Raw genomic sequence first — 22,887 nt, 5'->3', positions numbered from 1 at the left:
GTTTGTATCTCATTACTCATATCGCAGCGCATTTGCAGGTTCAATTTTTGCGGCTTGTAAAGACGGATAAAGGGTCGCGGCAAAGCTAAGAAGAAGTGTTCCAATGGCAATCACTAGAACACGCGACCATTCAAGCTCAACCGGTAGTGCCATTCCAGGACCTAAAATAGATAAGCCTAAGGTTGTTAGTATGGTATTGAGATTCAAGCTCAAAACCACACCGACAAGTAAGCCGCCGAACAAACCAATAATCGCATTAAATGTGCCTTGCACCATAAAAACGGCCATCACATTTGCCATTGATAAACCTTGGGTTTTCAGCACGGCAACGTCAGTCGTTTTGTCCGTTACCATCATCACTAATGCCGAAATGATATTAAAAGCCGCAACTAAAATGATCAGGCTTAACATTAATGACATCATGTTATTTTCCATCCTAACAGCACCAAAAAAGCTGCCGTAAGTCTGTCGCCAATCATTCACTTGAACAGTCTGATTTGGAAAAATATTTTTCAGTGCGCCTTCTATATTTGGGGCATTAAATGGATCATCCATAAACAATCTTAATTCACTGACTTTTGATGGCGCTAATCGCATCATTCTTCGCGCATCTTTATAATGAATGTAAGCGACATTAGCATCTACTTGAGATCCCGTTTCAAATACACCTGCCACTGTAAATTTACGCTGACTTGGCATTGGTCCCATAGGGGAATAAATCACCCCTTTACTGCTTACTAGGCGAATACGCTGCCCTATTCTTACTTTTAGTTTTCTGGCTAATTCTTGTCCTAAGATAATTTGGTATTTACCTGAAATTAAGTCCGAAAAAGAACCGGGATAAATATTGTTGTCGACAGTTGGAATATACTTGCCATCTTCTGGATATATCCCATAGATTTGAACGGCTTTTAAGTCTGCGTTGGATTGAAGCATTCCCTTTATAGAAGCACTGGGAATAACGGCTTCAACACCTTCAAGTTGATTGATTGCCTGACGCTTTTGCTGCCAATTCTCCATTGGTTTTTCTGTATTCACAGTAACATTAGGAATGGTACCCAATAGTTTATTCTTTAAATTGCTCTCTAAACCATTCATCACGGAGCTAATAAGAATTAAAGCCGTCACTCCTAAAAAAATACCTGAAGCGGCAAAAAAAGTAATAAACGAAGCAAAACCATTCGATTTTTTAACTCGCCAATACCGATAGCCTATAAAAAAGGCAATATCTAAATTCATAAATGAGATCTTAAGTGCTTGCTAAATCATAAAGATAGGCACGATAATAGGCGGTTCAGAACTATAAATAAAGGGGCAACAATGCTAGAAGATTCAAATTCATACTTTATGGTGCCTCACTCATTTAAAGCCTATCTCGAAGAATGGCCTAAAGATCAAGCTATCCCATCTGAACATGAACTTGAAGGTTTGCAGTCAATTGGCCTTAAGCTACTTAGCGAAGTTAAAGGCGTAGAATCATCTTGCCTGCTGCAACTTCGTAAACTCGAAGGTGATAGTAAAGCAGTCGTTGACTACCTTAAACTGCAATCAAAAAAAATCGACCTTATATTGCAATATGTTCTTGAGAATGAGCATCAAGCAGGTAAACAAGTTGCAGGTTTTAAGTTTGGTGGTGACGGTATAGAAGTCATCGCTGGATTTTCAGCTGAAATCGGTGAACAATTTAAAACTACGCTTTTTATTAGAGATGAGCTTATTGCCATTTTAGCAATATGCGAAATTATGGCTTGCCAAAAGCATCCTAAACACCCTAATCGTTACATACTTAAACTGAATTTCAGCCAGATATTAGAAACTGATGTGGAGCTATTGATCCAAGCAAGCTTAAGTGTGCAGCAAAAACTTCTGAAAGCGAGAAACAACAGGCAATAGCAACTTAGTTATCTAGCAAGTTCATAAACATCACCTTCTAATATGTACTCGTTTAAAATGTGGGTTAGCTTGTTGGCTATTTGCTTCTTACTATGTGATTCTGTTCTCGCTGTTGTGATGACACACAAATAAGTGGTTACCACTTCGAATGTAAGTTGCTCATCTGTATCTGAGCTTGAGTCTGATGGAACTACGACTTCAAATTTCGCACTAACCTCTCCGTCTTCGCTACTTTCATAAACATCAAGTCGTGTCATAAATGATTCAGTTGTACTCGAAATGCTTCTGCCACTTTTATCAACTAGCGAACAATTCACTCTAAAAAATTTACCTTCTATCCAAAAAGGTATTGAACGGTCTGGGGCAATTTGGGATGGTACAAAGCCTTCAATTGAGCTATTTGCCCCAGAATGCAAGCATAAATTAATAGAATTAATTTGAGGTGCAGCCATAAAAATCTCCTATGAATCGTAAACCAAATGAGCTAATTGCACTTTTTAATCGTTTATGTTCAGTAAGCATAGGTATACAATGACGTAATTTTTGCGTTTTATCAGTTGAATTAGTAACTAATGTCCGTTTTTTCAGTTTTTACGCCTCCCGTCAATCATAAACCGTCTTTCGTTCAGTATCTGTCTACTTTCGGTGGTGTTTCGCAAGCTTTGACTTTGCAGTATGTCGCTAACCAGCATCGAAGCACGACTTTATTGGTGACTTCTGACACACCTACGGCACTGACATTAGAAGCAGAACTCAAATATTTATTGGCACAATCCGATATTGATGTTTGCTTGTTTCCTGATAGAGAAACACTACCGTACGATAATTTCTCGCCACATCAAGATTTGATCTCACAACGCCTTACGGCCCTTTCTCAGCTTGCTGAAGCTAAACAGCGAGTAGTGATTGTTCCGGTAAATACCTTAATGGTTAAGCTACCGCCCAAATCATTTATTACTAATCATGTATTCGAGCTAGAAAAGGGCGCTAACTATCATTTAGATTCGGTCAAAAAGCAGTTAATCGACTCTGGCTATCACATGGTAGAACAAGTTTATGAACATGGTGAGTTTGCTGTTCGTGGCTCTATCATCGATATCTTCCCAACAGGGACTAAGCAGCCATTGCGAATTGAGTTATTTGACAATGAAGTTGAGTCAATTCGTTATTTTGATGCTGAAACGCAACGCTCAGATAGCCCAATAGATAACATTAGCTTGTTACCCGCTAAAGAGTTTCCAACTGACGATGCCGCGATAGAAGTTTTCCGTCAAAATTATCGCCAAGCTTTCGAGAAAGTTTCGAATGCTGCAGAGTCGGTTTATCAACAAGTCAGCAAAAAGCTGTTTCCTTCTGGTATCGAAAACTATTTACCTTTGTTTTTTAACGAAACTGCGACCTTATTCGATTACTTACCTGATGATACTCAACTGATCACTGTCGGCGATATTGAAGCATCTGCAAGTAAATATTTAGCGGAAATTGAGCAAAGGTTTGAAAATCATAATATCGATCCACAACGACCTTTACTGCCACCAAAAGACCTATATCTATTACAAGATCAGTTGTTTTCTGCTTTTAAATCTCAACCAAGATATCAATTATCTACCAGTGAAAAACAAAACAAGTTTGTTCAAGTTGATGCCAAGCCATTGCCGGACATCAGTGCTAACCACAAGCTTAAGCAACCACTATCTTCGTTGGCGAAATTCATTGAAGCGAATACCAAACAATGCTTCTTGTTTATCGTAGAATCAGAAGGAAGACGAGAAGCTTTAATCGACCTTCTCAGCCGAATTGACATCAAACCAAGTAAGATCGAACACCTATCTGAATTTATAGAGCAGCCCAATAACTTTGCGGTTTGTGTCAGCCCCTTAACTCAAGGCATGAGTTTTGAGCACAATGGCAAGACACTGAACATCATCTGTGAAACAGAACTGTTTGGTCAACGCATTAGTCAACAACGTCGCCAAGACAAACAACGTCAGATCAGCAGCGATGCACTAATCAAAAACCTTGCCGAACTCAAAGTCGGTCAGCCAGTTGTCCACCTTGATCATGGTGTAGGTCTATATCAAGGTCTTGAAGTCTTAAATACAGGCGGTATGGACAGTGAATATCTAAAACTGGAATACGCCTCTGGCGATAAACTGTATGTTCCTGTGAGCTCATTACATTTGATCAGTCGCTACTCAGGCTCTGGTGAAGCAACGCCACCACTTAATAAACTAGGCAATGAAACGTGGGCTAAGGCTAAGAAAAAAGCCATTGAACGTATTCGCGATGTCGCCGCTGAGTTACTTGATGTTTATGCTAGACGCCAAGCTCGAACTGGCGAAGCTTGTGAGCTCGACCAACAAGAATACGCACAATTCTCTCAGGGCTTTCCATTTGAAGAAACCTTAGATCAACAAAACGCCATTGATGCGGTTGTTACGGATATGACTGCCAAAATATCGATGGATCGACTAGTTTGCGGTGATGTTGGCTTTGGTAAAACCGAAGTTGCGATGCGAGCAGTATTTGTAGCTGTAAATGCAGGAAAGCAAGTTGTAGTACTTGTCCCAACTACCCTACTCGCACAGCAGCATTATGAGAACTTTAAAGACCGTTTTGCTGACTGGCCATTTCGTATTGAAGTACTTTCTCGATTCAAAACAGCAAAACAACAGCAACAAATTTTAGATGACTTAGAAGCAGGTAAAGTCGATGTGGTGATCGGGACTCACAAACTCCTCAATGCTGAAGCTAAATTTGAACAGTTAGGACTTTTGGTGATTGATGAAGAACACCGTTTTGGTGTTCGTCAAAAAGAAAAAATCAAAGCACTTCGAGCCAATGTCGATATCCTCACCTTAACGGCAACACCGATTCCTCGTACCTTGAATATGGCAATGTCCGGTATGCGAGACTTATCGATTATCGCTACTCCACCAGCCAAGCGTTTAGCCGTGAAAACCTTTGTGCGTGAATACGACAAAGCAACCATTAAAGAAGCCATACTGCGTGAAATTTTACGTGGTGGTCAGGTGTACTTTTTACACAATGACGTCGCCACTATCGAAACGTGTGCCGAAATGATCCGTGAGTTAGTGCCAGAATCTCGAGTTGTAATTGCTCATGGTCAAATGCGTGAACGAGAACTTGAGCGTGTCATGTTCGACTTCTATCACCAAAAGTTCAACGTCTTAGTGTGTACTACCATCATTGAAACCGGTATTGATGTCCCGAGTGCTAACACCATTATCATGGAACGTGCCGATCACTTTGGTTTGGCTCAATTACACCAATTACGTGGACGTGTTGGTCGCTCTCACCATCAAGCTTATGCCTACTTGATGACACCTCACCCTAAGCGTATGACTAAAGATGCCAAAAAACGGTTAGAAGCCATTGACGCATTGGAAGATCTTGGCGCAGGTTTTATGCTCGCGACTCAAGATCTAGAAATTCGCGGTGCTGGTGAATTACTCGGTGAAGAACAAAGCGGTCACATTTCTAAAGTTGGCTTTACCTTATACACCGAGTTATTGGAATCTGCGGTTGAGTCATTAAAGCAAGGCAAAGAGCCGTCATTAGAACAACTCAACAAAGAGCACAGTGAAATTGAACTTCGAATTCCTGCTCTGCTGCCAGAAGATTACGTACCTGATGTAAACATGCGTTTATCACTGTACAAGCGTATAGCCAGTTGCAAGACAGAAGCTAAGCTCGACGAAATGAAAGTAGAACTTATCGATCGTTTTGGCTTATTGCCAGATGCGACAAGAAACTTAATGGATTTGACGTTATTAAAGCATCAAGCCGCCAGAATTGGTGCCAGTAAAATCGATATTCACGCGAAAGGTGGCAGTATTGAATTCGCAGAGCATCACAGTGTTGATCCCGGATTTATCATCAGCCTATTACAAACTCAGCCACAAGTTTATCGAATGGAAGGACCAAATAAATTAAAGTTTGTCTTGCCAGCAGCTGAGAGTAAAGACAGAATAAAACTAGCAAAACTGATGTTAGACCAATTTTCTCAACACCGTCAGGGAGAGTAATCTGTGTTACGCACCGCTAAACTTGCACTGTTATCATTAATCATTTCAACCAGTGCTTATGCTGCACCTGAGCGTTGGTTTGAGGTCGAAGTGTATATTTTTAAGCGTGATTCCGCGACAACTGAGCATTGGTCAGAAACAGTTCCTCCCGTTAAGTTGAGAGGCAACGTCGATTTAATAACACCCATTGTTCACACAGAACACGTGATCAAACCAGCTGTGGACTGCGAACCTGCTTTTCCAGTCATCGGTGAGGACTTTACTCGTTCTTTAATGGATGACTGTGTACCACAAGATGCCATTACTGAAGTTACTTTTCCTGAAGTTACACCTGTAAACATCAGTGCCGATGAGACACCCCAAGTTTACCAAGGTGACCCTGCGACATTATTGTCATACGAGCAAAATCAATTTACAGATATCATCAATAAAATTCGTCGCCAACGTGGAGTAACGAGCCTATTGCACCTCACATGGCAACAAGCTATGTTGCCTAAACGTAGATCGAAAGCGTTACATTTATACGGCGGAAAAGACTTTAGTAAAGAGTTCCAAGCGGATGGTTTTGCGATAAAACCTTCTGAGCCTGAACTATTAGGAAGTAGTGATGATGTAAGTCCATTAAGCTCTGACACTATTAACAATCTTCTTCAGCAAAACACGCCTACAATTGATTCAACGGCAGAGCTAGCTTCTACTCCGACAGAACAAGCCACGACTAAGCCAGCAACTCCAATTTGGGAGCTAGACGGTAAACTCAATATCTATTTACAGCATTACCTGTATATAGAAACGGATTTAAGGCTACGCGATCCAGAAATGTTGCTTGCTAAACCCAAACCTGAGTCTGATGAAATTGCGTCTAACCTTCTTGCTGATAGTTCTGAAGCAGACATAGAGCCTCAACAGCCTCAAGAGTTTTTATTTTCTATCCCGATGATCCAAAACCGCAGAGTAAGAAGCACTGAAATCCATTATTTTGATCACCCTAAAATGGGGATGATAATTCAAATCAGAAAGATGCCAGCACCTGAAGAAAAGCCTCTAGAAATCCTTAACGAGGATAATGCAGAGCAACAATTGAACCAATAACCTCTCAATCAGTGTTTCATTTTATGGAACACTGCTTTCCCCTTTACCTTGTCGCAACCTTTAGTTAACTTTCGATATAATCACTACAGCACAGCTACTTATGCGTATTTCTGCGTTAGAACAGCCCAAAATAGGCTCGCTATTGTGGACTGTTCTGCCTTGAACTACACAAAATTAGCAGCACTGTAGATTGAATTTAATTTTTATTTATAAAAACAGAACTTTATTGATTTCTTTATACAGAGCTCAGGTTAAGTAGATTTACAACGAGTAAATCGCCTACTTACAACTGAATCTTCGAGAAAGCTATGGATAATAATGGTCATTTTTCTCACAGTTTAACCGTCATTGTAATCATTCTGGTAATTGCAGCGATTGCTATTACTTTTCCAAACGTGGTGAATATTTTGGGGTCGATAATGGTAGGTATTGCCATGGCTGTTTACATCGCAATGGCAACATCTTTTAAGATTTTTTTTGAAGAATATCTTTAGGAAGAATCAAGACAATTTAAAAGCTTTAATCGCATTTAAGTGAGCACTAAGTGAAGGAAATTTGTGCCCCTGCTCTTCATCCCAAATGATGTTGTAATAGTCTGAAAGAACTGAATGAGTCGCGCCACTATTCAATATCTCATCGTTTTTAGACAAAATACAAAGTGACTGTTGAGCATTCTTTCTTCTAAATTCTGAAACGCATTTATTGGCTATATCCGCATACTCTTCTGGGCGATCAATTCGACCTAGCATGGTGATTTCTGGACTTAAGTTTGGATTAATCATTATCGATTTTATCCCAGCCAAGAATCCAATACGCTCAACCCAATAACCTCCAAGACCAACTCCAATAAGTAAAGGAGAAGGATCATCAGTCATAGAATTTTGCTTTGCCACTTCATTTAATAAGTGTTGCATGTCATGTTTTGGATGTTCAGTGCTATAACTAATTAAGCGAACATCTTTATCAATAAATTGTAATTGACGAATCTTTTCATGATTGCCCGGGCTGGTGGAATCAAATCCATGAAAATATAAAATCATTAGTCAGTTACCACTTTGAATTGTCAATAATTACTGTCAAGATAGCAAAAAACCGTTCCTCGCAGTTTGAGGTGAGTCAAAATACAGCAAACTGGATAAAGTGGGCTTGCCCACTAAAAAGGTAACGATGACACAGAGCAATCAACGATTAACACATTTGGTGCTGGCAAAAGAATATATGAAATTCTCAGCCGCACATTTCACGATATTTTCCGCCACTGAACGTGAACGCCTTCATGGTCATAATTTCCAAATGTCACTGGAGTTAATCTTACCTGTTGGCGATGATGGCTTATCCCATAGCTATCGGCTTTTCAAAGATAAAGCCAAAGCGCTTTGTGAGACGTTAGATGAATACTGCTTATTACCCCACTTGTCCCCTTTTCTGCACATTGAGCAGCTTGAAAATGAGTATCATGTAAAATTCCATGATGAAATTTTACATTTCCCTATCTCAGATACGTTACTACTCCCCATTAGAAATACCAGTGTTGAGGAATTTTCCTTTTATCTGCTTGAACAGATCATGAAAGCCCTTCCACCTACTGAGTACGGTATAGAACATATCACTGTTTCAGTTTCTTCTGGTGCAGGTCAATCGGGTTCAAGTTCTTGGAAACAAGAGGGTCAATAATGAAAAAAGTTATGATTATTACCGGCGGTAGCCGTGGTATTGGTTATGCCATCAGCCAACATTTTAAACAAGCCAACTTTAAGGTTGTTAATTTATCTCGCTCACCTAATAACATCGAAGATACTCTAAATCTAGAAACAGATTTGGCATCGCCAACAAGCCTTAAAGAACATCAAACATGTTTGATTCAAGAATTGGAAGGCGCAACGCAAGCCGTTATTGTTCACTGTGCAGCCGGACATTCTAGCGATACTGTTCTGACAGCTAATACAGAGACCTTAAACAAAGATTTAGCCATCAATATTGTAAGCCCCACTCTGCTAAATCAAATGTTGCTACCACACATGCCTCAAAGTTCATCGGTCGTATTTATTGGTTCGACCTTAAGTGAAAAAGCCGTTCCCGGCTGTTATTCCTATGTTACCAGCAAACACGCCGTTATTGGCATGATGCGCTCAGTCTGCCAAGATCTTACAGGTAAAGGCATTCACACGGCTTGCATTTGCCCAGGCTTTACAGATACCGAAATGCTTAGGGAACATATTGGTTACGAGCCCGAAGCGGAAAAGTCCATTTCAGAAATGGTTACTTTCGGTCGCTTAATCACACCTGAAGAAATAGCTCAAACTGTGTTCTTTGCTGCTAATACTCCAGCAATAAACGGTTCTGTGATTCATGCTAACTTGGGGCAAATTGAGCGTTAATGAAAATCTTAATTATTTCAACACCAGTTCAAGCGATTGGACAAGGTGAAGGCGGCGGAATAGATATTACTTTACTTAATATCATTAATGCGCTATCACCGTTAGGTCACCAATTTACGGTATTAGCGCCGACAGGTTCAAAGCTATCTGCCGATGCAACCTTGATTGAAATTTCAGGTCGGCTCCAAACCAGTGTTCAAACAGAGTCAGCATCAACACCTGCCACTATGAGTCACGACAGTACCATTGTCTCAATGTGTAGATACGCTCAAACTCATCAGGACCAGTTTGATGTCATTCTCAATATGGCTTATGACTGGTTGCCAATTTGGTTAACAACGTTTTTTACAACTCCCATACATCATCTGGTTTCAATGAGTAATGAGAACCAAACAGTTGCTGACGCAATAGAAGAACTGAATAGAATGATGCCGCAACGGATAGCTTTTCATTCCCATGCATCGGCTAACACATTTCAACTTGAGAACCCTGTAACTATTATTGCTAATGGCTTTGAATTTACCAATTTTCCTTTTTGTAAAAGCCCAAAACAACAACTGGCTTGGGTTGGTCGTATATCGCCAGAGAAAGGCTTAGAAAATGCACTAGAAGTTGCCAATAAAGTTAATCTCCCTCTTCATATTTGGGGGAAAGTACAGTCAGAATCATATCAGCAACAACTCGTAGAAAAATTTCCAGAAGTTGATATTCACTGGCGAGGCTTTGTACCACAACAACAGTTACTTAAAGAAATGAGCCAATCGGCATTGATGTTAATGACGCCTTCATGGATAGAAGCCTTTGGTAACAATGTAGTGGAAGCCAATGCCTGCGGTGTTCCAGTAATAGCTTACAATAAAGGTGGACCTACAGAAACAGTAATTTCAGGCGTTACAGGTTATTTGGTTGAAAACAATGAAGATATGGCAAATAGAGTTGCTGACGCTTTAAAGCTATCTAGGTATCACTGCCGAGATTCAGCTCAGCAGCGATTTTCGATTGAACAATATGCTTTGAAGTTACAAAGCTGGCTTAGTCTTAATATCGATTGATTTGATTAGCTATCTCTTTAGCCTTTTGCCATCGAGCTTCGTTTTCTAAAGATTGCATCACATTGGCAAAATCTGGTTTTAATAGCCTTGCTGGATACTTAGGAGCAACATCTGGCCATTGAAAATCAATGAGTAGTGTATTAACTGCATCAGGGTTATTACATACCAGAATCATGTCACAACCAGCGGCAACCGCAGCTGTTGCTCTTTCTTTAAATCCACCAGCGACACTAGCGCCTTCCATACCTAGATCATCCGAAAAAATAACGCCTTTAAACCCCAATTCGCCCCTTAGAACTGTTTGTAGCCAATAATTTGAAAAACCAGCCGGATGTTCATCGACATTCGAATAAATGACATGGGCGGGCATGATCCCTTGAACTTGCTCGTCACTTATTAGCTGCTTAAACGGAAGCAAATCATGAGCAAATATTTCTGCTTTTGAGCGTACATCAACGGGTAAAGCAATATGTGAGTCTGCTTGTACACTACCATGTCCGGGAAAATGCTTTCCAACAGCCGCCATCCCAGCTTGTTTCATACCAGAGCTGAATGCATTTGCTAGGATAACAATGTGTTCTGGCTCTTCACTAAAACTGCGTTCGCCTATCACTTCACTGATCCCATCAACATCTAAGACTGGAGCAAAGCTTAAATCAATATCGCAAGCCAATAATTCAATTGCCATTAAAAAACCGAGTTCTCTAGCCCAAGTTTTAGCCTGTGAAAGATCACCTTCAGCTGCTGACAATATTTTCCCCATCGCAGGAATATCTGTAAATTCACCACGAAAACGCTGAACTCGACCTCCTTCATGGTCAACAGCAATGAGAATATTTGGATTAGAAGCGCGAATTTCCCTTACCAGAGCCATCAGTTGAGTTTTATTTTGATAATTACGGGTAAATAAAATTAATCCACCAACCATTGGATGAGCCAACAATTTCTTCTCATGCTCGGTAACTTCTGTTCCCGCCAAATCCATCATTAAATAACTCACTGAAAGCCCTTTTTATAGATATAAAAACTGTTCCAATTAAGTCATAAACCATAGGTAAATTCAATCAGAGTAAGGAATGTTATCGGTAAGCTGATTTTATTCGAAGCCAATACATTAGAAATTCTAATGTATGGAAACGATAATTATGTGTGATACTTACGCTCATATTAAAAAGAAGGAATCATTCCTCATAACAAGGCTCTTGTAAAATGATCAGTGTGTTTGACATGTTTAAAATAGGTATCGGGCCATCCAGTTCCCATACCGTTGGTCCGATGAAAGCGGGCAAAATTTTTATTGACCAAGTTTCAGCTAAAGAGCTTCTTGAAGAAGTTGATGAGCTGCGTGCCGATTTATTTGGTTCTCTTGCGCAAACAGGTCAAGGACATGGCACAGGCAAGGCCGTAATTTTAGGGTTAATGGGAGAAGATCCTGAAACCGTTGATACTGATGCAATTGACGGCATTTTAAAGCACGTATCTGATTCTGAAACCTTAAAACTCGCCAATGGTAAAGTCGTCGACTTTACCCGTGAACACGGGATTGTTTATAACCGTCTTATCAACCTAGAAGCTCACGCAAATGCAATGACACTGTATGCCTACACCAAAGGCAAATGTGTTTATAAGCGAACCTATTATTCAGTAGGCGGTGGTTTTATTCTTGATGAAGATGAAATCGCTCAACAAGATGCTTCTCTTGCCTCTCCCATCGTTTCTGCGCCTTATGATTTCCATAGTGCAAATGAGTTATTGGAACTGTGCCGCAAAAACGGTTTATCTGTATCTTCATTAATGATGGAGAATGAAAAGTGCTTAGCAAATGAAAAGCAGATCAAAGACGGCTTATGGCAAATCTGGCAAACCATGAAAACCTGTATTGAGCGAGGTTATCAAAAAGAAGGATTATTGCCGGGTGGTTTAAAATTACGTCGTCGCGCTCCTGCACTTTACCGTCAATTAAAGGCAGAAAGTAAAACCTGTAATGATCCATTAAAAGCAGTGGATTGGGTCGACTTGTTCGCGCTGTCAGTCAATGAGCAAAATGCTGCTGGTGACAGAGTTGTAACCGCTCCAACCAATGGTGCCGCAGGTATCATTCCAGCCGTATTGTGTTACTACGATACATATGTTGAAACGGTTGATGTTGAGGTTGCCTCTCGATTTTTACTCACTGCTGCCGCTATCGGTATTTTATATAAAAAGAATGCTTCTATTTCTGGTGCAGAAGTTGGCTGCCAAGGTGAAGTGGGCGTTGCCTGCTCTATGGCGGCAGGCGCATTAACCGAAATAATGGGCGGTACCATTGAGCATGTAGAAAATGCCGCTGAAATAGGCATGGAACACAACCTCGGGCTAACTTGTGATCCTGTAGGCGGTCTAGTTCAAGTTCCATGTATTGAACGGAACGCAATGGGTGCAATGAAAGCCATCAATGCTTCTCGTATGGCACTTCGTGGTGACGGTAACCATAAAGTATCGTTAGATAAAGTGATTAAAACCATGATGGACACTGGCATGGATATGAGAAGTAAATACAAAGAAACCGCACAAGGCGGTTTAGCGGTAAATATTGTTGAGTGTTAAAACTCACGCTTGATGAGCGCTTATGCGCTCATCAAATCTAAGTCGCCTTCTAGCTCCTTACTTCATCGGTAATTCCATATTATCAAACATATGATCTATCAACTCTTGATCTCGTAATGCAATGGCCTTTTCCACTACATCTTTCGTCAAATGTGGTGCGAAATATTCGATAAAGTCATACATATAAGTTCGTAAGAAACTACCCTTTCTAAAGCCAATTTTAGTGGTACTGTGCTCAAACAAATCACTGACATCAATCGCGACTAAATCTCCATCAATAGCTGGGTCAACCGCCATTGATGCAATTACCCCAACACCTAAACCGAGTCGGACATAAGTTTTTAGCACTTCTGCACTGGTTGCAGTAAATACTACTCTTGGATCTAAGTTCGCCAATTTGAACGCTTTTTCAATCGCTGATGATTTATCAAAACCAAATACGTAAGTCACCAACGGGAATTGAGAGAGCTCTTGAATTGATATTTTACTTCGTGAAGCTAGCGGGTGGTCTTTCTTAACGACAACCGAGCGATTCCAGTGATAACAAGGTAACATGACCAAATCGCTATAAAGGTGCATCGCTTCTGTCGCAATGGCAAAATCGGCATCACCTCGTGCAGCAAGTTCACTGATTTGATTGGGCGTACCTTGGTGCATATTCAAATTCACTCTAGGATACCGGTCAATAAACCCTTTAATAATTGGTGGTAATGCGTATCTAGCTTGAGTATCCGTTGTGGCAATATTTAATTCACCCATATCAGGCTGAGTATACTCTTCTGCTACCTTTTTGATGCCCTCAACCTTACTTAAGATATCATTAGCGATATTAATCACCTGCTCACCTGCAGGAGTCACATGTGTAAGGTGCTTTCCACTTCTTCCAAAAATTTGAATCCCTAACTCATCCTCAAGCATTCTTACCTGCTTACTGATCCCTGGCTGTGAGGTATATAAATTTTCAGCCGTGGCTGAAACATTCAAGTTATGGTTGACAACTTCGGCAATAAAACGGAGTTGTTGCAGCTTCATATTGGGCCTCTTTATATGGCTTTAAGAGTAAGTTATTGGTAATGAAGCACTTCATTACTGTGATTTTTTGTCTAGATTTTACGGTTATAATATATCCTGTTCTTTATTGCAAAAAAATATATACAGAACACAAAACCTTAAAAAAAGTTATGAATATGTTTACTTGTTAACCACCCCTGTTCTAGATACTGTTTTTTAGCTCTCTCAAATGTTAATTTTTTCTTTTATCGGCCGAAAAAGAAGTAGAAAGCTTAACAGTAGCTACTGACATAGCGTAAAATCTGAATACTGGCCTGCTATTAATGCTCTTAAATAAAGGAACACAATGATTTTTACAATTTCACTTATCGTGATCAGTGCGTTATTGCTACTTATCATTGGGATAAACCTTTTTCAGCAACATAAAGAAAAGCAAGAAGCTGATCGACGTATTGTACATCAGCAACAGCGCTCTAAAATCGATGAAACGGCTCGAGTGCTTGAACATATCGGATTATTTCCTTGTTCGAACCAAATTATGCTAGTGCTTTATAAGCGACTGGTTGATGAAATGACATCAGCGGCTAGTGTTGCACCTAAGTCTCATCAAAAAGATTATGAAAAACAATTACTTGACTTTAGAGCTCAAGTGAACCAGCTTGAATCATCTCCTTCATCATCGCCTTCTTTAGATTCAATCCAGATCCCAAATGATGACAAACAGCTTGTGCTTATGGTGCAAACACTAAAGAAGCTTAAAGCTATTTTACGAACCGAGCACAATAAAGGAAAAATCGACCCTAATGTATTCACTGAGGAAGATAATCGCATTAACAGTATGCAGCTGAGGATCAATGTAGATGCAATGCTTTCTCGTGCCCAAAATGCTAAAGATATCAAGCAATATGGCTCTGCAAAACAAATGCTCAACAAGGCAATTGCAACCTTGAATGCGATTAAATTAAACAACCCTGATGATAATTTCGTTCAATCTAAACTGAATGTTGCCAAGTCTATTAGCGATAGCATTGATAACTCGCAGCAACAAAAAGCCAAGGAAATAACTCCAACAGCCAAGGCCGCTAACGGTGAAGATGATATTGATATGTTATTCCAACCTAAAAAGAAGTGGTGATAACAAAACTATTCTTTCAAACAAATATAATTTCCATAAAAAATGCCGCTAATCAATAGCGGCATTTTTGTTGGATTTCAGTTTAATTAGAACTTATAACCTACTGAAACCATGTAAACCATTGGGTTAATGTCAGTCTTAATTTTAACTGCATTGCCGTCTAACTTGAATTTAACGTCAGTAGAAATATCTGCGTACCAAACTGAAGCGTTAACTAACCAATTTTTATTAACTTGATAATCCAGACCAACTTGAGCAGCGAAACCAAGAGAGTTGCTCATGCTAAGGTCAGATAAGCGACCACCTGCAGTATTGGTGAACTTATTATCAAAGAAGTTAGTAAAATTAATACCAGCACCAACATATGGGCGAACTTTAGATTGCGCGTCACCGAAGTAATATTGTGCAACTAAGGTTGGTGGAAGGTGCTTAGTTTCAGCAATTTTTCCTAGTGGGCCTAAAGAAACATCATGACTAAATGGAGTAGCAGCTAGCAGCTCAACACCAAAATTATCAGTTACCATGTAACCAAAGTTCAACCCCAATTGAGTGTTGTTATCCACACCAAACTCACCTAGCTTCAACATCTCAGCGTTGCCTGGTGTTTTGGGAATAGAAATGCTTGGGCTTGACTCATTTGGAGCAACTGTTACAGCACCAACACGTACAATAATATCACCCGCTTGGTGTGCTTGAGCGCCAAAACCAGCAGCAATTAAACCAGCAGCAACTAGACCTTTTACAAAACGCTTATTCATCATCTATCTCCATTTAAGATGTAGTATTACCAATCGCTTTGAATTATTAACTTTCAATGTCGACTGGTAGTTTTATGTGTTGCATCACATTTAGGTGCTAATTTGCCAGATGAAGCGGAGATAAATATTGATCTATATCAAGCGAGAATTGTCACAATTAGAACATCGTTTCAATACATGATCTCGATCATAAAATAGCGTCAAAATAACAACATAGGATTGTTATTTTGAAGTGATTTGCTTGAGTTTAGGATAGAGGCTTAGCCAGTTCTTGTCTTTTACTCTTTGATAAAAAATGTCTAAGCTTCTTTTCGGGTTATGGGTGACTTCGAGCGCAAACAGTGAGTCTAGGCCAAATGCTGATTGAACAACAATCTCATTCTTTTCAAGCCTTACACCTATAGCCGTTTCCTTTTCAGGCCAATATGACATTGCATCATTAACTGACTGATAAGGCCTGTCTCCATTGCGCACATGCATCCTTGCTTGATTCTTAACTGACCAAGGTAGTGACAACTCGTTTTTTAATAATGTTTCTAGGTTTTGATCTCTCAGTTCTGATGGCTCATGTGTATCATAAAAAATGACATCAATATCAAATAAAGGTGATAGTTGCTCAAAATCATGGAGCCGATCCCAAACCAAATTTCTAACAAAACCCGCGGCTAATAAATATTCCTTAATACCTTCTTGATTAAAAACAAATTCAACTATTTTTAAAGCCTGTATTCGAACAGGATCATTTTGTATCCATTCAACAATTTTATGATGATGCTCAACCATCAATAACCTCCTCCCCTTGCGTAGAAGCTTGAGAAAGAATGGCAGAATTTTGCTTTTCACAGAATGAAAGCACTTTATCAACGTGTAATGGCCGCGAGATATAAAAACCTTGTATGGCAGAGCATCCCATTTGTTGTAAGAAGTCCAGTTGTTCCTTAGTTTCTACACCCTCTGCAACAATTTTCATTCCCAAACTATTCGCCATCGATAAAATGGCATCTACTAATTGAATAGCATCTTGCTCATGTGGAACATCTTTAATAAATGATCGATCAATCTTCAAAGTATCAAAAGAGAATCGACGTAAATAGCTAAGAGAAGAGTAACCTATCCCAAAATCGTCTACGGCTAAATGGACACCAAGCTTATGAAGCTGATTAAAGATCCTTTGATTTTCTTCTGAGTTTTCAATCAAGGCTGATTCAGTCAATTCTAGCTCTAAAGCAGACGCTGGTATATCATGCAATGCCAAGGCTAACTGGACATCATCAATGATCACATTATTTCGAAGCTGTCTGCTAGAAACATTCACAGATACGTAGCGAGGGCCATGTTCGTACTGCCGCCATTGCTTAATTTGCGCACACGATTGCTCTAACACCCATTCGCCAATTGTACTGATCAAACCTAGTGATTCCGCTAAAGGGATAAACTCACTTGGTGGAACTTGCCCTAATTTAGCATTATTCCATCTTAGAAGCGCCTCCACACCAATAGCCGCTCCGTTCTCGCCAGAAATAATTGGCTGATACTCAACGTACAATTCTTCTCGTCTTAAAGCTTGCCTTAATTCGTTTTCCATCTCTAGGCGAGATTGAACGGCTTTACTCATAGCATTTGAGTAAAACTTCAAGGCATTACGGCCAGCCATCTTACTTTCATACATGGCAGCATCAGCATTCTTGGTTAAGGTTTCATAATCACTACCGTCTTGTGGGTAAGTAGCAATACCGATACTACAGCCAACAACGACTTCATGATGTTGGATCAATACCGGCTGTGAACAGGATTTATTGACTTCTTCAGCAATAAATTGAGCATTTACCACTGATTCAGGATCCGACAATATAATCACAAACTCATCCCCACCAAGGCGGCCTAGCGTATCATTGTGATTAATAATTTCACCGATACGTTTAGAGATTTGCATTAATAATGCATCACCAGCGTTATGACCAAAGCTATCATTGACCTTTTTAAAATCATCCAAATCTAACAACATCAACACTACTGAGGTGTTATTTAATTTGGCTACGTTGATAGCACTGGTGAGTCGTTCAAAGGTCATTCCTCGATTAGGTAAACCGGTTAACTCATCAAAATTGGCTTTGCGATACAGTTGGTCTTGATAAGTTCGCTGTTGAGTCAAATCGGTAATTGACGTGATTACCGCTTCTCCATCCGTATACTCAACTACTTTGGATGACAAAGAAGCCCAGAGCAAACTGCCTGAATCAGATTTGATCTGAATCTCAAAACCATCGACACGGTTTTGAATATTCAGATACTCGACAAATAGCTCCCTGTCTTTAGGGTTAGCATAAAATTCAATAGCATTTCTACCTGACAATGAGTTATTACTGCTGGTCAGTAATTCCTTTGCTCTTAAATTCGCGTATAGAATTTTCCCTGTTTTCGGCTCGGTTATCAGAACCGCAATAGGGGCTGAATGAGCAATCGAATGGAAATGATTTTGTGATTCAGCCAGTGAGCGCCCTTTTTTCCACACCAACTTATTTTGTTTAAATTGCAACCAAAGGCTAAAACCCACTCCAGCGATAAATAGTGACAATAAAACCACGAATATTTGCATGCCTTCGTTTATGCTTGAAGGCTTGCTTGCAACATTCAACCAAAGCAAATTGTGAAGTTTCGGTATAGGTGCATTATGGGCTATACGATATGAACTAAAGTCAGAACCATTTCGATACAAAAGGTGATGTCTATTGTCCATTGCGGTAATTTGGTAATTTTCTGAAAAATGTTCAGTAAATAAATTATCAACAAGTTTAGGTATTGAATATACGGCCCCAAGGTTACCGATAAACTTGTTTTCTAAAAATACTGGAACAAAAACAGCAAACGCTGGTTTTCCTTGCTCGAGCATAAATGGCTTCGTGTGTACAACGGTGCCATACTGTTTTGAGAGTTGAGCCGCTTTTTTCAGCTCTGACAATGCCAACTTTAGAGCAACGCTACTGTCTGATTGTATTGAAGATATACGCTTTACAATATTGAAATTACTGTCACTTAGCGTCAAATAAAGCAAACTAGAGTGAGGCAATATGTAGTCACGCAAACACTTCTCAATTTCTTTATCTTCAATACCGACCTTTGAAACTTCGGCAGCAATGAGAGACAAAAAGTTTTCATCCAGTGATAATTGCGATTCTATTTCGCTGATCGAATATGAGAGCTTAGCGTTTAACTGCTGGCTGTCCGCATCTCTATCTTGTTCTTTTATGAAATAATACAATGCTGCCAGTGAGAGGATAATCGTTGCGGTTGCGATAAATGGCATCACACAATTCATCTTTCGTTTTCTTAAAAAATAATTCGAAGACTCAGTTCCAGAATAGAATAGCGACTCCGACTTCTTTTTATTTGAACGAAATTCAGTGAAAACAAGAAAAACTTGATGATAAAAAATATACATTGTTCCAAGTAAAAGGAACATAAAAGTTCCTAGGAACAGACGAAATAAGCCAGCTTTGCTTTTGACTTCAGAATTATCAATAATCGGAGAGGCCGCAATTTCCCAATTTCCTGAAGGTAACTTTACTGTATAGTTAAAAAAACTTTGCTTGAATAACTCTGGATCACCCAAAAAAACCTGCCCAGAATCAGTGCGGAATGCCATATGCAACTCTGGATTGCTATCAATCAACCTTGATGCTAATACTGTTGATGTTAAATCAACAATAATTGAGGCACTGCCCCAGTAGATTCCATCTCTATAGACCGATTTTGTTAACGCAATTCCCTTTCCCCCTAGCTGAAAGTCAAAAGGGGAGGAAACGCTTAATTTATTGTCTGCCGCAATAGACTCATTCGATAGAGGAAACGTATTTTCTTTAGATGGGACGGTAAGAACATCGCCATGACGGCTTGAAATCTGCAGCGATTTTATTCCAGAATTAAGCTCAAGCATGGCTTGCATAACATTCTGAACATGAGTGCGGTTAGCCGTTTTGAGTTCAATATCCTCATGCACCTCACTTTCCACGATTGAAACTAAACTGGAAACAAGCAAACCATGACGGCTTATAATCGCCTCAAGTTTATCGACTTTTTCTCCGAACTGTTTTGAAATGGAAGAATGATAATTATCATATAAATAATTTTCATACCAGTCTGTGGCTTGCCACCAAATAGTGACACTAGCAATCAAGATAAAGACAACTGCTATAGATTTCTTTGTAAACATAAGCTTAGCTGGAGTAGCTTTCAATTGAACTCAATTGGTATGCCACCCTCTTATTTTATTAAAAACTACCGAATCTATTATCGGTCAACGACTGAAAACCTTTATAGCAAAACTAGGGCGTGTTGCTCTTTCAGGATTAAATTTTGTGCTATTTGAGCACTGTTCTGTTCAAGGCGTGGGCAGTGAAGCTTAGTCATCTAAGTGAGCTGGTCACAACACAGAACAGAAAGTGCTCAAAAGCATCGCAGACAGCGTAAATTGGTCACTTCTGCTGCGTTATCGTTTGTTTATGTGGAAACGAAGTAACGACAGTTTTTTATGTCGGTAATAACCACACTGCACAAACTCTGCCTTGCATAAGATAACCAATTTATCGCTGCAAAAACAATCACGAAAGATCAATACGCCCTAAGCTTACTTTGCGGGTTGCATAATCACTTCAACAGTAGTTTTACCGTTGTTGATAATTGGATAGCGATTATAAGTCTGGAAAATAACTCGGTCTTGGTTTTTGATCAAAGCAACGACGCCATAGTTCACTTTTTTATCAATGGCTTCAGCTGGGATAGTGAATTTGAAACCAATTGGTTGAGTTGCTACATTAAACGTCTTTTGAGCCAAGATTACCCCCGGCGTATCCAAATCTATAATGGCGACAGTAAACATGCTATCCATAGGTAACAAGATTTTTTGTAAATAGCCTGCTGCGCCATTGATTATAATTGGTTTAGGCTTTTGAACCGTTACGCAAGCTGACAAACTCATTATCATTAATAGAATTAGTAATTTTCTCATTTTTGTTTCTCACTCATTCTCATTAACCCCTCTTGGGTAGCCGATGCTACTAACTTGCCTTGCTTATTATAAAAGTGACCTTTTACAAATCCGCGACCACCACTGGAACTCGGACTTTCGATACTGAACAACAGCCATTCATTCATATTCACCTCATGATGGAACCACATTGAATGATCAATCGTGGCCATTTTCATACCCGGTGTCATAAAAGACAATCCATGTGGCTGTGCTGCCGTTAATAGGAAATTGAAATCAGAAGCATAAGCCAATAAATATTTATGAATCCTTTGATCGCTTGGAACTTTACCATTAGCCCGCATCCAAACGTGCTTTACGGGCTCAGATTTTTTGGGCGCTAGAGGGTTCTGTGGATTTATCATCCGCATCTCAATAGGCGTTGGCCTAGTGAACATCGATAATATATTTTCAGGAATTGAAGATGCTAACGCTTTTGCTAATTCTTGGTGGTTTAATATCCCTTCCGGCCCAGGCACCGCTGGCATAGTTATCTGATGTTCTAACCCTTGCTCTTTAGCCTGAAATGAGCATGTCATCATAAAAATTGGCCGACCACTTTGTATCGCGTGAACGCTTCGAGCACTAAAACTTCCGCCATCTCGCAAATTGTCCACTTGATATATTATCGGCTTGTTAGGATCGCCTGCCCTTAAAAAATAAGAGTGTAGAGAATGGCTTGTCCGATCGACTGAGACGGTTTGTTTCGCTGCGTTCAATGCTTGTCCCATAACATGACCACCGAACAAATGCCCAAAGCCGATATCCTGAGGTTGACCACGAAATATATTGTCATCAATCTGTTCAAGAGATAATAAAGATAAAAGCGAATCTAAGACGTTACTCATAATGCCCTTCATTTTTTTATAACTTAGCTAGGTTATCTTAAAAACATCAAAGAAACTATAAACTAATTTGTGGATAACGAATCATTATCACGAAAATATCCTTTTAAATAGATAATCTGAGACGCTAGAATATCGCGGTCTTACTCTGATCAACTAAATCATGAATGCTTGGATAATCGCGATTCGACCTAAAACACTGTTTGCAGCAATAAGCCCTATCATCTTAGGTAACGCCATCGCGGCCTCTTCACCTTTTTTTGACTGCTCTATAGCGATAACTTGTCTGCTTTGCGCTGTATTTTTACAAATTACAGTAAACCTTGTTAATGATTATTTCGATACCAAATCAGGCATAGATAATAACCAGCGTCTAGGTCCACTTAGGGCATGCCAAGCAGGAATTATTAGCCACAAGCAAATCAAAATTGGAATAGCTCTTACGACTCTGCTTTCAATTTTATCAGGGCTTTATTTAGTGCTTCATGGAGGTGTTGCTTTTCTTTATCTTGGCGTAGCTTCGATCGTTTGTGCTTTTGCGTATAGTTTAGGCTCAAAATCACTCGCCAATTTAGCCCTTGGAGAACTTACCGTCTTTATCTTTTTTGGGATCATTGCCGTTTGTGGAAGCTATTATCTACAAACCCACACTTTACATATTGACGCCATAATAATGGCAACCTGTGTTGGACTGCTCAATGCAGCAATCATGTTTGTAAACAACACCCGAGATAGAGTAACTGATGAGCAAGCCGGAAAACGTACACTTGCTGTCCGCGTGAGTGAGCCTATGTGTTCACCTGTTTATCGAGCATTTATTTACTTAGCTTTTGCCATTATGGTGATTGCCTACTTTATGGGACAGTTGCATGGTTTGCCGGTTTTATTAACAGGCTTAAGTTTTATATTCGCGAGAAAACTAACCGAGAAATTTGAAGTAGCAAAAGGAACTGAGTACAACACAGTGCTTAACAAAACAGCCTTACTTACCTTTATTTTTAGTGGACTATTCAGTGTTGGAACTCTCTATCAACAGTTTCTACTTAAATAAAAATGGGAGCCATT

The 22,887-nt window shown here is 39.7% G+C and carries 20 protein-coding genes; 10 read left to right on the top strand and 10 right to left on the bottom strand.

What is annotated here, in order from left to right; all coding sequences use genetic code 11:
- Positions 1-12: 12 nt before the first annotated feature.
- Entirely contained in the window at positions 13-1,239 is a 1,227-nt protein-coding gene (locus E2H97_RS07485; protein ID WP_133406573.1) for a lipoprotein-releasing ABC transporter permease subunit, read from the bottom strand.
- A gap of 81 nt (positions 1,240-1,320) precedes the next feature.
- Between E2H97_RS07485 and E2H97_RS07480 the strand changes: the two genes are divergently transcribed.
- Entirely contained in the window at positions 1,321-1,893 is a 573-nt protein-coding gene (locus E2H97_RS07480; RefSeq protein ID WP_133406572.1) for a hypothetical protein, read from the top strand.
- 8 nt (positions 1,894-1,901) lie between these two features.
- On the opposite strand, the gene E2H97_RS07475 is transcribed toward E2H97_RS07480, so the two are convergent.
- Entirely contained in the window at positions 1,902-2,345 is a 444-nt protein-coding gene (locus E2H97_RS07475; protein WP_133406571.1) for a hypothetical protein, read from the bottom strand.
- 120 nt (positions 2,346-2,465) lie between these two features.
- Between E2H97_RS07475 and mfd the strand changes: the two genes are divergently transcribed.
- The 3 genes from mfd to E2H97_RS07460 all read left to right on the top strand — a co-directional run bounded on the left by mfd (position 2,466) and on the right by E2H97_RS07460 (position 7,528).
- Positions 2,466-5,942, top strand: a complete 3,477-nt coding sequence (gene mfd, locus E2H97_RS07470; RefSeq protein WP_133406570.1) for a transcription-repair coupling factor — start codon at positions 2,466-2,468, stop codon at positions 5,940-5,942.
- A 3-nt stretch (positions 5,943-5,945) separates the two neighbouring features.
- Positions 5,946-7,034: a peptidoglycan binding protein CsiV gene (locus E2H97_RS07465; protein ID WP_133406569.1), complete on the top strand. Its 1,089-nt coding sequence runs from the start codon at positions 5,946-5,948 to the stop codon at positions 7,032-7,034.
- Positions 7,035-7,342: 308 nt separating this feature from the next.
- Positions 7,343-7,528 carry a hypothetical protein gene (locus tag E2H97_RS07460; RefSeq protein WP_133406568.1) on the top strand — a complete coding sequence of 62 codons (186 nt, stop codon included), beginning with the start codon at positions 7,343-7,345 and terminating at the stop codon, positions 7,526-7,528.
- Between the two features lie 6 nt (positions 7,529-7,534).
- Here E2H97_RS07460 and ycfP read toward each other — a convergent pair whose 3' ends face one another.
- A complete protein-coding gene (gene ycfP / locus E2H97_RS07455; protein WP_133406567.1) occupies positions 7,535-8,074 on the bottom strand; it encodes an alpha/beta hydrolase YcfP in 540 nt (179 codons plus the stop codon).
- A gap of 127 nt (positions 8,075-8,201) precedes the next feature.
- Between ycfP and E2H97_RS07450 the strand changes: the two genes are divergently transcribed.
- From E2H97_RS07450 to E2H97_RS07440, 3 genes are read left to right on the top strand one after another with little or no spacing between them, the layout of a single operon-like run.
- On the top strand, positions 8,202-8,708 hold the full coding sequence (locus E2H97_RS07450) for a 6-pyruvoyl trahydropterin synthase family protein (protein WP_133406566.1): 507 nt from the start codon (positions 8,202-8,204) through the stop codon (positions 8,706-8,708).
- Positions 8,708-9,412, top strand: a complete 705-nt coding sequence (locus tag E2H97_RS07445) for an SDR family oxidoreductase (RefSeq protein ID WP_133406565.1) — start codon at positions 8,708-8,710, stop codon at positions 9,410-9,412. The genes E2H97_RS07450 and E2H97_RS07445 overlap by 1 nt, the downstream gene beginning before the upstream one ends.
- Positions 9,412-10,464, top strand: a complete 1,053-nt coding sequence (locus E2H97_RS07440) for a glycosyltransferase family 4 protein (RefSeq protein WP_133406564.1) — start codon at positions 9,412-9,414, stop codon at positions 10,462-10,464. The genes E2H97_RS07445 and E2H97_RS07440 overlap by 1 nt, the downstream gene beginning before the upstream one ends.
- Here E2H97_RS07440 and nagZ read toward each other — a convergent pair.
- Positions 10,451-11,464 (bottom strand): beta-N-acetylhexosaminidase, encoded by a 1,014-nt coding sequence (gene nagZ, locus E2H97_RS07435; RefSeq protein WP_133406563.1) that lies wholly within the window; start codon positions 11,462-11,464, stop codon positions 10,451-10,453. The two genes, E2H97_RS07440 and nagZ, sit on opposite strands and share 14 nt — an antisense overlap.
- A gap of 209 nt (positions 11,465-11,673) precedes the next feature.
- Between nagZ and E2H97_RS07430 the strand changes: the two genes are divergently transcribed.
- Complete coding sequence (locus E2H97_RS07430) at positions 11,674-13,050, top strand: L-serine ammonia-lyase (RefSeq protein WP_133406562.1); 1,377 nt, start codon at positions 11,674-11,676, stop codon at positions 13,048-13,050.
- A 57-nt stretch (positions 13,051-13,107) separates the two neighbouring features.
- On the opposite strand, the gene cysB is transcribed toward E2H97_RS07430, so the two are convergent.
- Complete coding sequence (gene cysB / locus E2H97_RS07425; RefSeq protein ID WP_133406561.1) at positions 13,108-14,082, bottom strand: HTH-type transcriptional regulator CysB; 975 nt, start codon at positions 14,080-14,082, stop codon at positions 13,108-13,110.
- Between the two features lie 325 nt (positions 14,083-14,407).
- Here cysB and E2H97_RS07420 point away from each other — a divergent pair, with 325 nt between their 5' ends.
- Positions 14,408-15,196 carry a hypothetical protein gene (locus tag E2H97_RS07420; protein WP_133406560.1) on the top strand — a complete coding sequence of 263 codons (789 nt, stop codon included), beginning with the start codon at positions 14,408-14,410 and terminating at the stop codon, positions 15,194-15,196.
- 86 nt (positions 15,197-15,282) lie between these two features.
- On the opposite strand, the gene ompW is transcribed toward E2H97_RS07420, so the two are convergent.
- The 5 genes from ompW to tesB form a co-directional block, all read right to left on the bottom strand.
- On the bottom strand, positions 15,283-15,957 hold the full coding sequence (gene ompW / locus E2H97_RS07415; protein WP_170308261.1) for an outer membrane protein OmpW: 675 nt from the start codon (positions 15,955-15,957) through the stop codon (positions 15,283-15,285).
- Between the two features lie 219 nt (positions 15,958-16,176).
- On the bottom strand, positions 16,177-16,737 hold the full coding sequence (locus tag E2H97_RS07410; protein ID WP_133406559.1) for a nucleotidyltransferase family protein: 561 nt from the start codon (positions 16,735-16,737) through the stop codon (positions 16,177-16,179).
- Positions 16,730-20,164, bottom strand: a complete 3,435-nt coding sequence (locus E2H97_RS07405; protein ID WP_170308260.1) for an EAL domain-containing protein — start codon at positions 20,162-20,164, stop codon at positions 16,730-16,732. The genes E2H97_RS07410 and E2H97_RS07405 overlap by 8 nt, the downstream gene beginning before the upstream one ends.
- Before the next feature lie 414 nt (positions 20,165-20,578).
- Positions 20,579-20,959: a YbaY family lipoprotein gene (locus E2H97_RS07400; protein WP_133406557.1), complete on the bottom strand. Its 381-nt coding sequence runs from the start codon at positions 20,957-20,959 to the stop codon at positions 20,579-20,581.
- Positions 20,956-21,825 carry an acyl-CoA thioesterase II gene (gene tesB, locus E2H97_RS07395; protein ID WP_133406556.1) on the bottom strand — a complete coding sequence of 290 codons (870 nt, stop codon included), beginning with the start codon at positions 21,823-21,825 and terminating at the stop codon, positions 20,956-20,958. The genes E2H97_RS07400 and tesB overlap by 4 nt, the downstream gene beginning before the upstream one ends.
- A 160-nt stretch (positions 21,826-21,985) precedes the next feature.
- Here tesB and menA point away from each other — a divergent pair, with 160 nt between their 5' ends.
- A complete protein-coding gene (menA, locus tag E2H97_RS07390) occupies positions 21,986-22,873 on the top strand; it encodes a 1,4-dihydroxy-2-naphthoate octaprenyltransferase (RefSeq protein ID WP_133406555.1) in 888 nt (295 codons plus the stop codon).
- Positions 22,874-22,887 lie beyond the last annotated feature (14 nt).

The organism is Parashewanella tropica, assembly GCF_004358445.1.
Classification (GTDB): domain Bacteria; phylum Pseudomonadota; class Gammaproteobacteria; order Enterobacterales; family Shewanellaceae; genus Parashewanella; species Parashewanella tropica.
This window is presented reverse-complemented; position numbering and strand designations above follow the sequence as displayed.